The sequence below is a fragment of the Magnetospirillum sp. 15-1 genome (assembly GCF_900184795.1).
Classification (GTDB): Bacteria; Pseudomonadota; Alphaproteobacteria; order Rhodospirillales; family Magnetospirillaceae; genus Phaeospirillum.
The window spans coordinates 569,207-582,283 of sequence record NZ_FXXN01000026.1 but is presented as its reverse complement, the minus strand read 5'-3'; the positions used below and the strand labels follow the sequence as shown (position 1 = coordinate 582,283).

Below are 13,077 nucleotides of genomic sequence, written 5' to 3'. Positions count from 1 at the left end.
GGATGAACAGCCGTCGATAGCCGACGCGACGCTTGCGGCAAGCCCGCGCAGGCGGTCGCGCAAGGCACTGTCGTCCGGCCGGATCGAGCGGTAGCGGATCATGGTGCGATCCGCTGCGATGACCGAGCAGGCCCGACGCTCGCTCATCTCGAAAGCATTCCGCAGATGGGCGACAGCTTCCCGCTTGGCGGCGGGCCCTACCATTTTTTTCCCAGAAGATCGCGGAGCGCGGCCTCGTTCAGCATGGATTCCGCCAGCAGCTTCTTCAGCCGGGCGTTTGCTGCGCTGCCCTTCGGGTCTCATCCTCAAGCGCCTTCAGCCGCCGCGCCTCCGACACCTCCAGGCCGCCATACTTGGCCTTCCATTTGTAGAAAGTGGCGCTCGAAATGCCGTGCCGGCGGCACACATCCGCCGTCCCCGCCCCGGCCTCCTGCTCCTTCAGGATGCCGATGATTTGTTCTTCACTGAACCTGCTGCGCTTCATGTCGTCCGTCCTCTGATGGGCCGGACTCTACTTCAAACTGGAGGAAGATTTCCAAGGCAGGTCAGCCCTTGCTTCCGAACAAGCCTCGCGGCGTGCCTCGGGTTGATGACCGTCGGGTCCTGAACGGTATCCTGTGGCGGTTCCGCACGGGCTCGCCTTGGGCGGAAGTTCCCGAGCGCTACGGCCCATCGACCACCTGCTACAACCGGTTCGTCCGCTGGCGCAAGGCGGGCGTCTGGGACCGGCTTCTGGAGGAAATCTCCAAGGCTTACGATGGCGACATCATCATGATCGACTCGACCTGTGTCCGCGTTCACCAACACGGGGCCACGGGAAAAAAGGGGCTCTCGACGATGGCAGCATGGGACGTTCCCGTGGGGGGCTCACCAGCAAAATCCACGCGCTCGTCGATGCGGAAGGCCGTCCCGTCACCCTGCGCCTGACCGCCGGGCAGGTCCACGACAGCGTCGAGGCCGAAGCCTTGCTCGATGGAGCCTTGGGCGACGGCTCAACCCTGCTGGCCGACAAGGGCTATGACAGCAACGCCATTCGGGCCTTGGCCGAGAAGAACAAGACCTGGGCCAACATCCCGGTCAGGTCCAACCGCAAGGGCACCTTCGCCTTTTCCGCCTGGGTCTATCGCCAGCGCAATCTGGTCGAACGCTTCTTCAACAAGATCAAACACTTCCGGGGGATCGCCACCCGCTATGACAAAGACCCACGGAATTTCCTCGCCGCCGTAAAGCTCGTCGCCCTGCGCATTTGGTGCGCCGCGTAATGAGTCTACGGCCTAGGAAGTCGCGAGCCCAGGTCTCCAGGCGGCTGACGGGATCGGCATCACGGTACCGCACTGTCGGGCACCTTCTGGGCGAGGTTGTGGATTCGGTCGGCCGTCCTGGCTGCCGCCAAGATCGCCGCGTTCTCCGCCAGGCACCGCGTCACCTTGGACGTGAGGTCCGCAAGTTCGGGGCCATGCCCGCTGTCGATCATGGCCTCTAGGGCCACGGCGACGCCGACTTCAGCGCCCTCGGCCAACACCTTCATCAGGAGGCCATTGATGCGCTTGCTGGTCTCCTGCGTCGGCCCCGGACTGCGATAATTGTGGAACCGGCGCCGCAGGTTGGTGGCCTCGCCAATATAGACCTCGCGTGAGGTCGCTCGTCGGATGGTGATCCGGTACAGCCCAGGGGTATTGCCGATGTCGGGGAAGGTCAGGCGCCCGCCGTCGGATATGGAAACCGATCCGACCTCCTGCCAAGCCATGGTCAGGTGACAGTCGATGCGATCGAGCGGAGGGGATGACAGATCGTTCAAAGTTCTCCTCCGTCCATCTGCTGAGGCCGACAAGAATGCATTGCACTGGTGACCGTTGGCAACCACTAGGTTACTCTTCCGTGGTGAGTAGACTATCTTGAGTGCATGCCAATGACTGCCATCTCCAGCGCCATCATCATGGACACCATTCTCTCCGGCGCCAGGAGCGCCTTTGAGACATACCAGGACCTCAGCGGTGGGCATTGGGTCGGCAATGCGCCGGAGTCGTTTCTCCAGGCTTGCATTGCACTCGCATTCAAGGACCTGAAGGATCAGGACGATCGCCTTTACGTGACCCTGGAAGCCTCGACCAAAAAAATCCTGGCCGATGTCGATATGAAAATCGACCGGAGGACGGTGAAGATGTCCGACCGGGAACGGTTCGACATGCGGCTCTGGTACAAGGGAGGGCTGCCGCGCGCAATCATCGAGACCAAGAAGGCTTGGAACGCGGATTCCTGCAACCGTGATGCCGAGCGGATCCGTCAGTGGATTCGCGCCAAGAGCAACCCCATCAATTCCGGCTACGTAGTCGGCTACACCGTCGCCAAGGGGAAGACGGCAGTCGACACCATCAAACGCCGGTTCGAGGCGATCAAGAATCGTACCGGTGCCAGCCATTATCAGGCCGTCCAACCGTCCGTCCAGGACCCCGGAGGCTGGGTGTGGGATATTGCCTGCTTTGAAATTCGGTGAGGGGTTTGGCCTGGACAATGGCGGACATGGGATTGATGGAGGAACGGCACTTCCAAGGCATCCTCAGCCACGGCGCCAATGCAGTGGCTGTCGCGTTCATCGCACGGGTGGATGGTAGCGGCACCCTCGTCATCGGGTTCGATGACGTGCCATCGACCCCAGAGAGCCGCTTCATCATCAATCTCATGGGCGTCCACACCGAGAAGGTCACCTACCTGACATTGGAAGGCGAGTCGGTTGACGGAACGAAATTTCACAGTGAGCATCTGCTGTTGACGTCCATCAACCACAAAGCGGGCAAGGATGGATACTGCTTCCCAATCAAGGGGCGCTGCAGCAAGGCGGTTTTTGAACGTCAGACCGATCAACCCGCCGATCGGCCCACGGTGGTGTTTTGGCTGAGGGGCACGCCTGATCATTCGGATTGGTTTGCTCCGCTGCAGGCCTCCTCGGCATTTGGCGAAATCGTCATGGGTACGGTCGGTCTTGCTGACGTCCAGCACCCTCTGACCCATTTTTTGACCATCACGGCACCTGCGCCCGAGACCGCCGCTGACATATGGCGGCCTGATGCCGAAACATTCCTGCACCATGTGCGCTGGTACATGTCGTTTGCCATGGGCGTGACCATGGAGGCGCCCGTCTGGGAATTCCGGGTCGCTAACACCATCACCGTAACGGTGTTCTGCCGAATTCCAGACCGTGGCACCCAGATGGCAGCATTCCGCTGGCATGAGCTGGGACAGCTCCTCAATGTCGTCGCCAAGTCATACCCGACTGGCGAGAACCTGCTCGCGGCCTTGTCCTGGTTCCTACTGTCCGGTGTCTACACCGCTCAGCACCTCATCCACGCCATGACGGCCCTCGAAAACCTCGTGGATGTGGGGCTGACCGATGAGGAAAAGCTGGTGCTGACACCTGCGGAGGCCGGGAGCTTCGTCAAGGTGTTCAGGAAGCTGGTAAAAGATACTTTCGGCGGAAAAGCCCTCTCCCAGACCAGGGATCAATTGTACAAACGCTCCTGTGAGTTCGAACGACGAACTTTCATGTGCAAGCTGACCACGCTCCTGGAGAAGCTGGAGGTGCCCATCCACGATATCGGTGAGGCCAGGATCAAGTTGGCGATAGATGCCAGGAACGCTGTGGTTCACGCGGGGGTCTATGAGGACGAAGACGAGGGAAAGGCCGATCTGTGGGATCATGCGATGGTTATCAGGGAACTCGTGATCCGCATCGTGTTCCGGTCTCTTGGATACGAAGGGCACTATACGACCCATCTCGGGGGTTGGAGAGATGCTGTCTTTCCGCCGCCGTCCTCTTCTTGAAAGAGACTTTTCGTCAGATACCCTGCAAACACCGTCCGCCACCAGACTTCTTCGATCCCCCACCAGTTTCCCTAAACTACACGCCACAACATTTATCTTGCATCGCCGCAAATACAACGACTTACAGACCTGTTGATACGGAAGAGCGTGTCAACAGGTCTGGAGAGGAAAGAGCCACGGAGAGAGAATTTGGCCGATTTCCGGCAAGCTCGCGTCAGCACATAGACATGCGAAAACCGCGCGGAACCTTGGGATATCCAAGGCCGCCTCTTAGCGGTAGAGCCGGTTTGTCTTGTGAGAATGGCGTCCCCTACGGGATTCGAACCCGTGTCGCCGCCGTGAAAGGGCGGTGTCCTAGGCCTCTAGACGAAGGGGACGTCGAGGCGCGAGGGCGACTTGATAGCCGCCCTTGGGGGGGAAATCAAGGCATAATGCTGCAAAATCGCATCATCGGGCGAAAGCGGCGTCGTCGATGATCAGCTGGACGCTGGAATTGCCCTGCCAGGTATCGACGCGCAACGTTCCGGCCACGTGGAAGGCGGTGCCCGAGGAGGACAGAAAGGCGTGGCCCATTTCCGAGTCGGCGGCGCGGAAGGCGATGGCTTTCAGGCGTTTGCCGCCGGCTCCGGCCAGCATCAGGCGCACATGGCCCGAGCCCACCACGTCGGCCTTGACGATACGGGCGCCCGACACGGCGAAGCGTGGTTCCGGGTTGCCCGAGCCGAAGGGACCCACCCCTGCGAGGGTCTCCACCAGTTCGATGCCGGCCGCGCCGGCGTCCAGCGCGCCGTCCAGTTCCAGCAGCGGCACCAGATCGCCCTCCAACTGGGCCTGCAGGCGTTCGGCCAGGAAGTCGGAAAGCGCGTCCAGCCTGTCCCGCGCCACGGTGAAGCCCGCCGCCATGGCGTGGCCGCCGCCGGCCCTGAGCAGGCCCGCCTGCCGTGCCGCGATGATCGCCGAGCCCAGGTCCAGGCCGGGAACCGAACGGCCCGAGCCCTTGCCCTGATCGCCTTCCAGGGCCACCACGCAGGCGACGCGGCCATAGCGCTCCTTGAGGCGCCCGGCGACGATGCCGATGACGCCGGGATGCCAGTTCTCGCCCGCCGCGATCAGCAGCGGGCGGCCATCGTCGGGGCGGCCCTCCACCTGCTCGATGGCATCGAGCAGCACGACGGCCTCGATCTCCTGGCGGTCCTTGTTGTAGCCGTCCAGCCGGCGGGCGATCTCGGCGGCCTCGGCCGGGTCGTCGGTGGACAGCAGGCGGGTGCCCAGTTCGGCCTCGCCCACTCGGCCGCCGGCATTGACGCGCGGCCCCAGGACATAGCCCAGGGTATAGGAATCGGGGCGCTCCTTGACGCCGGCCACATCGGCCAGGGCGGCGAGCCCCACGTTACCGCGCTTGGCCATGATCTTCAGTCCCTGGACCACCAGGGCGCGGTTGACGCCCACCAGCGGCACCACATCGCAGACGGTGCCGAGCGCCACCAGGTCGAGCCAGCGCATCAGATCGGGGGTGGGGCGCGACTGGTACCAGCCGGCCTGCTTCAGGCCGCGGTTGAGGCCGACGGCCAGCAGGAAGGCGACGCCCACGGCGGCCAGATGGCCGTGGGGGCTGGTCTCATCCAGGCGGTTGGGGTTGATCACCGCCAGGGCGGCGGGCAGCGCCGCCTCGCCCACATGGTGGTCGACGACGATCATGTCGAGACCGGCCTGGGCCGCCGCCTCCAGGGCATCGAAGGCGGTGGTGCCGCAATCCACGGTGACCACCACGCCGATGCCCTCGTCCTTGAGGCGGAGCAGGGCGGGGGCGTTGGGGCCGTAGCCTTCCTTGATGCGGTCGGGGATGTAGACGCGCGCCTTGGCCCCCATGTCGGCCAGGGCGTTCCTGAGCAGCGCCGAGGAGGTGGCGCCGTCCACGTCGTAATCGCCGAAGATGCCGATGGTTTCGCCGCCGGTGACGGCGGCGACCAGCCGCTCCACCGCCCTTTCCATGCCCTTGAGGTGGCCGGGATCGGGCAGCAGGTCGCGCAGCGTCGGATTGAGGAAGCTTTCCGCCTCGTCCAGCCCCACGCCCCGCGACGCCAGGACGCGGCCCACCAGTTCGGGCAGGCCCAGGCGCTGGGCCAGGGTCAGGGCCAGACGCTCGTCACCCGGCCGCGCCAGCCAGCGCCGCCCGGACAGCGAGCGCTCGACCCCCAGGAAGGCCGGCTGGGTGTGGCTCATGCGGGCAGATGGCTCCGGCTGAGGTCGTGCTGGACGCTCAGGTGGCGGATGGTGCCGGTGGCCGAGCGCATGACCAGGGAGTGGCTTTCCGCCCGGTGACCGGGCAGCAGGCGGGCACCCTTCAGCACATGGCCGTCGGTGATGCCGGTGGCGGCGAACATCACCTCGCCCCGCACCATGTCGTCGATGTTCCACTTGCGCCTCGTGTCGGCGATGCCGACCCGGCGCGCCGCCGCATGGTCCTGTTCCGAGCGGCACAGCAGGCGGCACTGCATCTGAGCGCCCAGGCATTTCAGCCCGGCGGCGGCCAGCACACCCTGGGCGGCGCCGCCCGAGCCCATATAGGCGTCGACGCCGGAGCCGGGCAGGCCGGCGGCCAGGGCGCCCGACACGTCGCCGTCGTCGAACAGGGTGACCCGCACCCCGGCGGCGTAGAGCCGCTCGATCAGCTCGCCGTGGCGCGGACGGTCCAGGACGCTGACGGTCAGTTCGGACAGGGTCAGGCCCTTGGCCTCGGCGATGTGGGCCAGATTTTCCTCGGGCGTGGCGTCGAGATCGATCAGGCCGGCGGGCAGGCCGGCCCCGACCACGATCTTCTCCATGTAGGATTGCTGCGGCACCTTGAGGAAGCTGCCTTCCTCGGTCATGGCCACCACCGACAGCGCGTTGTGGGCGCCGCGCGCGCAGATGGAGCGGCCTTCCAGGGCGGTCAGCACGATGTCGACCTTGGGACCCTTGCCGGTGCCGACCTTCTCGCCGGTGTGGAGCGGCTGGCTGGGGTCGTCGCCTTCGCCGTTGACGATGACGCCGTCCATGGCCAGCCCGTTGAGGGCATGGCGCATGGCCGAGCAGGCGGCCTGATCGGCGGCGCGCTCGTCACCGCGCCCGGTCTGGCGGGCGGCGGCCAGCGCGCTGGATTCGGTGACGCGCACCACCTCGAGGGCGAGATTGCGGTCGAGGACGGGCAGGGTGTTGGAGTAGATGGACATGGCCCGGCGCCTCTAGAGGGACTCGATACGGATGAGCTGCAGGTCGGTGACCGAGGCCAGCGCCCGGATGCGCTCCACGGCGCGCAGCATGGAGGCCTCGTCGGTCTCGTGCACGGTCATCACCACCGGCACCACCTCGGACGGCGCGCGGCCGCGCTGGATGATCTGCTCCATGGAGACCTTGTCGGCCTTCAGCGCGGCGGCCACGTCGGCGAACACGCCGGGCTCGTCCCTGACCATCAGGCGGATGTAGTAGGCGCTGCGGTGCGCACCCGACGGGGCGGCGGGCTGCGCCTTGAGCGCATCGACCCTGAGGCCGAAGGTGGGGCCTACCCGGCCGGTGGCCAGGTCCATGAGATCGGCGACCACTGCCGACGCGGTGGGCCGTGCCCCGGCGCCGCGGCCTTCCAGCACGGTGCGGCCGACGAAATCGCCCTCGGTGACGATGGCGTTGAAGGGGCCGCTCACATGGGCCAGCGGGAAGCTGAGCGGCACCATGGCGGGATAGACGCGGGTCTCGACGCCCTGGTCGGACAGCGAGGCGACGCCCAGCAGCTTGATGCGGTAGCCCAGTTCGTCGGCGTAGCGGATGTCCAGCGCGCTGACGTTGCGGATGCCCTCGCACGACACGGCCTCGATGTTGACCGGCATGGCGAAGGCCAGCGAGGCCAGGATGGCCAGCTTGTGGGCGGTGTCGGTGCCGTCGATATCGAAGCTGGGGTCGGCCTCGGCATAGCCCAGGGCCTGCGCCTCGGCCAGCACGTCGGCGAAGTCGCGGCCCGAATCGCGCATGGTGGTGAGGATGTAGTTGCAGGTGCCGTTGAGGATGCCCATCACCTTGGTGACGCGGTTGCCGGCCAGACCTTCGCGCAGGGACTTGATCACCGGAATGCCGCCGCCGACGCTGGCCTCGAAGCCGATATTGCCGCCGTTGGCCTCGGCCAGACGGGCCAGGGCGACGCCGTGGTGGGCGATCATCGCCTTGTTGGCGGTGACCACGCTCTTGCCGCGTTCCAGCGCCGTGGTGACCACGTCGAGCGCGATGCCCTTGGCGCCGCCGATCAGTTCCACCAGCACGTCGTAATCACAGGTCTTGGCCATGTCGCGGGCGTCGGTGAAGAACGGCACGTTGTCCAGGGCCAGGTCGGCGGGCTTGACCAGGGCGGCGGCGCCGACCAGGACCAACGGGCGCCCGGCGCGGGCGGCCAGCAACTCGGCGTGATCGTGCAGCAACTGGACGGTGCCGCCCCCGACGGTGCCCAGTCCGGCGATGGCGATCTTGAGGGGGGAGGCTTTGGTCATTGTTCCGTTCCTGCCGTACGCTGTTTTTCGGAAGCCTCGAGCACCTGTCCGGTGTTGCCGAGGAAGGTTTTGATGTTGCGCACCGCCTGACGGGTGCGCTGGACGTTTTCCACCAGTCCGATGCGGACATGGGAATCGCCGTATTCGCCGAAGCCGATGCCGGGCGCCACCGCGACCTGGGCTTCCCTCATCAGCAGCTTGGAGAATTCCAGCGAGCCGAGATGGGCGAAGGCCTTGGGGATGGGCGCCCAGGCGAACATGGTGGCGGGCGGGCTGGGGATGTCCCAGCCGGCGGCGGCCAGCCCCTCGATCAGGGCGTCGCGGCGGCCCTTGTAAAGGGCGCGGATGTCGTCGACGCAATCCTGCGGCCCGTTCAGCGCGGCGGTGGCCGCCACCTGGATGGGGGTGAAGGCGCCGTAATCCAGATAGCTCTTGATGCGGCCCAGCGCGGCGATCAGCGTCTTGTTGCCGGCGGCGAAGCCGATGCGCCAGCCCGGCATGTTGTAGGTCTTGCTCATGGATGTGAACTCGACCGCGATATCCTTGGCGCCGGGAATCTGCAGGATCGACGGCGGCGGGGCCACGTCGAAATAGATTTCCGAATAGGCGAGGTCCGACAGAATCCAGATGCCGTGATGGCGGCAGAACTCCACCACCTGGCCGTAAAAGTCGAGGTCGGCCAGCAGGGCGGTGGGATTGCTGGGATAGTTCAGCACCAGGGCGATGGGCTTGGGCACCGAATGGCGCACGGCGCGGTCGAGCGCCTTCAGGAACTCGGCGTCGGGGGTCACCGGCACGAAGCGGCACGAACCGCCGGCGATGATGAAGCCGTAGGGATGGATGGGATAGCTGGGATTGGGCACCAGCACGATGTCGCCGGGGCTGGTGATGGCGTTGGCCAGATTGGCCAGGCCTTCCTTGGAGCCCAGGGTGACGATGCACTCGTTCTCCGGGTCTATGTCGACGCCGAAGCGGCGGTGGTAATAGGCGGACAGCGCCTTTCGGAGGCCGGGGATGCCGCGGCTCATGGAATAGCGGTGGGCACGCGGGTTGCGGGCGGCCTCCACCAGTTTGTCCACGATGTGGGGGGGCGTCGGCTGGTCGGGATTGCCCATGCCGAAATCGATGATGTCCTCGCCAGCGGCGCGGGCACGCGCCTTCATGGCGTTCACCTCGGCGAACACATAGGGCGGAAGCCGTTTGATCCGGTGAAAATCCTGCTGACTGCTCATGGGCCGAACCTAATCTGCTGCGAAGGCCCCCCTTGCAAAGGGGACCCTAATGCCGCAGCGGTCAAGAATCGATGGCTATTTGAACGGACCCAGGCATGCAAGCCCGGACTCCGTTCAAATCAGCCGGGCCATCAGTATTCGATGGAAACCTTGGCGCCGCTGTCGTCGAAGGCCGAGGGAGCCATCGGGTCGGCGGCCACCATGATCTTCTTGGCGGGCACGCCCAGGCTGGTCAGCGACTTGGCCACCGCCTTGGCGCGGCCCAGGGCGATGCTGGCATCGTCCTGGCCGGCGAAGGAGACGGCGCCCGGCGAGGGATAGCCCACGATGCGGACCACGCCGCCGGTCTGGCGCTGCAGAGCCGCGACCTCGCGCAACTGGGCGCCATCGGCGGCGGTCAGGCCGCCACTGGGGCCGAACTGTACCGAGGCCACCTCGAACTGGGCGGCGGGACCCTTGGGGGCCACCATGCCCTTGACGCCGCGCACGCCCTTGGGCGCCACCAGCTGCGGGGCGCGTTCGCCGGTATCGGCGGCGAAAGCCGGCGAACGGCTCATACCCATGGGCGGCTGGGCGGGAACGGCGTAAGTCTGCACCGGCTGGTTGTAGGAGGCCTGGGTGCGGGCGGCGGGAACGCCGGTGAAGGCATCGCCCTTGTTGGTGGCGACGGCGGATTCGGCCAGACGCCTCTGGTAATGGTCGGCCAGCAGGCCGCGGCGGGCCGGCACGGCTTCGGGAATCTCGGCGCGGGCCGGCGGGCCGGCGGGAGCCGTCCTGGGCGGAGCGCTGGGGCCTTCGTCGCGGGCGGTCTGCATGCGACGGTCGAGCGACGGCTGATAGGAGCCCTTGCCGGACGGATCGGGGGCCTCGGGCGCCTGGGCCACCTGAGTCGGGGCCGGAGCCGGCGTTTCGGCCACCTGGGTCTGGGCGGGCTGCGTCTTCTTGGCCAATTGCTTGGTGGGGGTGGGTTCGCGCCGCACCGAATCGGCGTACTTGGCGTTGCCCCTGTCGCCAGCCAGGCCCTTGCCCGACGGGGAGGGTCTGGTGCCCGCCTCGTTGACGTTGGGGAACGAGCCTTCCGGCCGGCGGGGTGCCGCCACCACGGGGGCCTCGTCGCCTTCGAACATGCCGGCGACACCCTTGTACCACTCGACGGGGTTGAGGGCGTCGGGAACGTACGAACAGCCGGCGATCAGAGCGGCGATGGCGACGCTCCGGCCGACGGCCAGCGTGCGGCGCTCATGACGACGGCGCCAAGCCTCGATGCAATCGAACATGGACGAACTGCTGCCCCCGCTATCGAGAAACTATTTTGTTTGGACCGATTTTTACGGCAAGTTCACGTTTATCAGGCCATGGTTCGAAAGTATATAGGCCTATGGAACGGGCGGAAAAGATGGGCGGTGCACCCACCTCGACGCCGGACGGTGGGACAAGGGAACGTTCGCCGTGTATGGTTGCACTCTGGATGCACCGTAATAAGGGGTAGCTGTATGGCCGAGCAGACGGGCACCGATTCCAAAATGATCGACGCGACGGAACTCTCCAAGGCGATGACCAATATCGCCGAACGCTCCCAGCGCATCGTGACCGACTTCCTGACCCGGCAGGCGGCGGACCCCACGGCGGCGACGGCCGACCCGCTGAACATCGGCAACGCCTTCATGGAGATGACGGCCAAGCTGATGAGCGACCCCGCCAAGCTGGTCGAGGCCAATCTCAACCTGTGGCAGGACTATATGTCCCTGTGGCAGAACACCGCCCGGCGCATGCTGGGGGAGGAGACCCAGCCGGTGGTCTCTCCCGATTCGGGTGATCGCCGCTTCAAGGACGAGATGTGGCAGGAAAACGAGATCTTCGACTTCATCAAGCAGTCCTACCTGCTGTCCGCCCGCTGGATGCAGGGCGTGGTGAAGAACGTCGAGGGCCTGGACGACCACACCGCCAAGAAGGTGGACTTCTATACCCGCCAGTTCGTGGACGCCATGGCGCCCAGCAACTTCGTCCTGACCAATCCCGAGGTGCTGCGCGCCACGGTGGAGACCCGGGGCGAAAACCTGCTGAAGGGCCTGAACAACCTGCTGGATGATCTTGAGCGCGGCAAGGGCAACCTGGCCATCAAGATGACCGATTACGACGCCTTCAAGGTGGGCGAGAACATTGCCGTCACCCCGGGCAAGATCGTCTTCCAGACCGATCTGATGCAGCTGATCCAGTACGACCCGACCACGCCGCAGGCCTTCGAGAAGCCGCTGCTGATCCTGCCGCCGTGGATCAACAAGTTCTACATCCTGGACCTGCGCCCCAAGAATTCGCTGATCAAGTGGGCCGTGGACCAGGGCCACACCGTGTTCGTCATTTCCTGGGTCAATCCGGACGAGAAGCTGGCCCATAAGGGATTCGGCGACTACATGCTGGAAGGCCCGCTGGCCGCCATGGACGCCATCGAGAAGGCCACCGGCTCCCGGCAGATCAACGCCGCCGGCTATTGCCTGGGCGGTACGCTGCTGGCCTGCACCCTGGCCTATCTGGCCGCCAAGGGCGACGACCGCATCGCGTCGGCCACCTTCTTCACCACCATGACCGACTTCAAGGACCCCGGCGAACTGGGGGTGTTCATCGACGAGGAGCAGCTCTCGGCCCTGGAGACCCGCATGAACCAGGCGGGCTACCTCGACGGCCGCGACATGGCGACCACCTTCAACATGATGCGCGCCAACGATCTGATCTGGTCGTTCGTGGTCAACAACTACCTGCTGGGCAAGGACCCGTTCCCGTTCGACCTTCTGTACTGGAACTCGGACTCGACCCGCATGCCGGCGGCCATGCACAGTTTCTATCTGCGCAAGATGTACCAGGAGAACAGGCTGATCGAGCCGGGCGGCATCGAGCTGAACGGCGTCAAGATCGATCTGGGCAATATCAAGACCCCGCTCTACATGCTGTCGACCCGCGAGGATCATATCGCGCCGTGGCAGAGCACCTACGCCCTGACTCAGCATGTGTCGGGACCGATCAAGTTCGTGCTGTCGGCCTCGGGCCACATCGCCGGCGTGGTCAACCCGCCCGCCGCCAACAAGTACTGCTATTGGACCAACACCAAGAAGCCCAAGAACCCCGAGGTCTGGCTGGCCGGCGCCACCCAGGTCGAGGGTTCGTGGTGGACCGATTGGCAGAAGTGGGTGGAGAAGTTCGCGGGCAAGCAGGTGCCGGCCCGCGTGCCCGGCTCCGGCAAGCTCAAGGCCATCGAGGCCGCTCCCGGTTCCTATGTCCGGGTCAAGGCGGTTTGACGGTTCAGACCTGACCGGTCGGTCGATCAATCAAGGCGGCCCCTGCGGGGGCCGCCTTTTTTCGTGGGGCCGGGTCTCTGCCCGTATCTATGGCGTGATGCCCAAAATGTACATCCCGCCATAGGCTTTATCATTTCCCTCGCCGGGTGGGCGCATCCGCACCCTTGGGCGCGCCCTCAGCGGGCGCTGGAGCGGCCCACCTCATATTTAAGGCACGCCGCT

10 protein-coding genes, 1 tRNA gene and 1 pseudogene are annotated in these 13,077 nt (G+C 65.4%); 4 read left to right on the top strand and 8 right to left on the bottom strand.

Features of this window, described 5'->3' with window-relative positions; genetic code table 11:
* Positions 1–484 (bottom strand): annotated as a pseudogene (locus CP958_RS18195) (transposase); the annotation flags it as partial.
* A gap of 47 nt (positions 485–531) precedes the next feature.
* Between CP958_RS18195 and CP958_RS18190 the strand changes: the two are divergent.
* Positions 532–1,262 (top strand): IS5 family transposase gene (locus CP958_RS18190; protein ID WP_242442982.1). Its coding sequence is split into 2 segments (ribosomal slippage): positions 532–829 and positions 829–1,262, totalling 732 coding nucleotides; the frame shifts between segments, so codons are not numbered across the junction.
* Positions 1,263–1,321: 59 nt separating this feature from the next.
* Here CP958_RS18190 and CP958_RS18185 read toward each other — a convergent pair.
* The gene (locus CP958_RS18185) at positions 1,322–1,798 is read right to left on the bottom strand and encodes a hypothetical protein (RefSeq protein ID WP_096703599.1); all 477 of its coding nucleotides are present in this window, start codon (positions 1,796–1,798) and stop codon (positions 1,322–1,324) included.
* A gap of 111 nt (positions 1,799–1,909) precedes the next feature.
* Between CP958_RS18185 and CP958_RS18180 the strand changes: the two genes are divergently transcribed.
* Both CP958_RS18180 and CP958_RS18175 read left to right on the top strand, forming a co-directional pair.
* On the top strand, positions 1,910–2,494 hold the full coding sequence (locus CP958_RS18180; RefSeq protein ID WP_096703598.1) for a hypothetical protein: 585 nt from the start codon (positions 1,910–1,912) through the stop codon (positions 2,492–2,494).
* Between the two features lie 26 nt (positions 2,495–2,520).
* Complete coding sequence (locus CP958_RS18175) at positions 2,521–3,819, top strand: hypothetical protein (protein ID WP_141400566.1); 1,299 nt, start codon at positions 2,521–2,523, stop codon at positions 3,817–3,819.
* A 301-nt stretch (positions 3,820–4,120) separates the two neighbouring features.
* Here CP958_RS18175 and CP958_RS18170 read toward each other — a convergent pair.
* The 6 genes from CP958_RS18170 to CP958_RS18145 all read right to left on the bottom strand — a co-directional run bounded on the left by CP958_RS18170 (position 4,121) and on the right by CP958_RS18145 (position 10,842).
* Positions 4,121–4,196, bottom strand: a tRNA-Glu gene (locus CP958_RS18170).
* A 70-nt stretch (positions 4,197–4,266) separates the two neighbouring features.
* The gene (gene recJ, locus CP958_RS18165) at positions 4,267–6,042 is read right to left on the bottom strand and encodes a single-stranded-DNA-specific exonuclease RecJ (RefSeq protein WP_096703596.1); all 1,776 of its coding nucleotides are present in this window, start codon (positions 6,040–6,042) and stop codon (positions 4,267–4,269) included.
* Positions 6,039–7,031: a class II fructose-bisphosphatase gene (gene glpX / locus CP958_RS18160; protein ID WP_096703595.1), complete on the bottom strand. Its 993-nt coding sequence runs from the start codon at positions 7,029–7,031 to the stop codon at positions 6,039–6,041. The genes recJ and glpX overlap by 4 nt, the downstream gene beginning before the upstream one ends.
* A gap of 12 nt (positions 7,032–7,043) precedes the next feature.
* Positions 7,044–8,333, bottom strand: a complete 1,290-nt coding sequence (locus CP958_RS18155; protein WP_096703594.1) for a homoserine dehydrogenase — start codon at positions 8,331–8,333, stop codon at positions 7,044–7,046.
* Positions 8,330–9,565: an LL-diaminopimelate aminotransferase gene (locus tag CP958_RS18150; RefSeq protein ID WP_096703593.1), complete on the bottom strand. Its 1,236-nt coding sequence runs from the start codon at positions 9,563–9,565 to the stop codon at positions 8,330–8,332. The genes CP958_RS18155 and CP958_RS18150 overlap by 4 nt, the downstream gene beginning before the upstream one ends.
* Before the next feature lie 131 nt (positions 9,566–9,696).
* Entirely contained in the window at positions 9,697–10,842 is a 1,146-nt protein-coding gene (locus CP958_RS18145; RefSeq protein WP_096703592.1) for a hypothetical protein, read from the bottom strand.
* A 216-nt stretch (positions 10,843–11,058) separates the two neighbouring features.
* On the opposite strand from CP958_RS18145, the gene phaC reads away from it, so the two are divergent.
* The gene (gene phaC / locus CP958_RS18140) at positions 11,059–12,855 is read left to right on the top strand and encodes a class I poly(R)-hydroxyalkanoic acid synthase (RefSeq protein ID WP_096703591.1); all 1,797 of its coding nucleotides are present in this window, start codon (positions 11,059–11,061) and stop codon (positions 12,853–12,855) included.
* The last annotated feature ends 222 nt before the right edge of the window (positions 12,856–13,077 follow it).

Bases quoted from the DNA above. Each gene is read 5' to 3' on its own strand.
- recJ (WP_096703596.1), bottom strand. From the start codon at position 6,042: ATGAGCCACACCCAGCCGGCCTTCCTGGGGGTCGAGCGCTCGCTGTCC.
- CP958_RS18155 (WP_096703594.1), bottom strand. From the start codon at position 8,333: ATGACCAAAGCCTCCCCCCTCAAGATCGCCATCGCCGGACTGGGCACC.
- CP958_RS18175 (WP_141400566.1), top strand. From the start codon at position 2,521: ATGGGATTGATGGAGGAACGGCACTTCCAAGGCATCCTCAGCCACGGC.
- phaC (WP_096703591.1), top strand. From the start codon at position 11,059: ATGGCCGAGCAGACGGGCACCGATTCCAAAATGATCGACGCGACGGAA.
- CP958_RS18150 (WP_096703593.1), bottom strand. From the start codon at position 9,565: ATGAGCAGTCAGCAGGATTTTCACCGGATCAAACGGCTTCCGCCCTAT.
- CP958_RS18145 (WP_096703592.1), bottom strand. From the start codon at position 10,842: ATGTTCGATTGCATCGAGGCTTGGCGCCGTCGTCATGAGCGCCGCACG.
- glpX (WP_096703595.1), bottom strand. From the start codon at position 7,031: ATGTCCATCTACTCCAACACCCTGCCCGTCCTCGACCGCAATCTCGCC.
- CP958_RS18180 (WP_096703598.1), top strand. From the start codon at position 1,910: ATGACTGCCATCTCCAGCGCCATCATCATGGACACCATTCTCTCCGGC.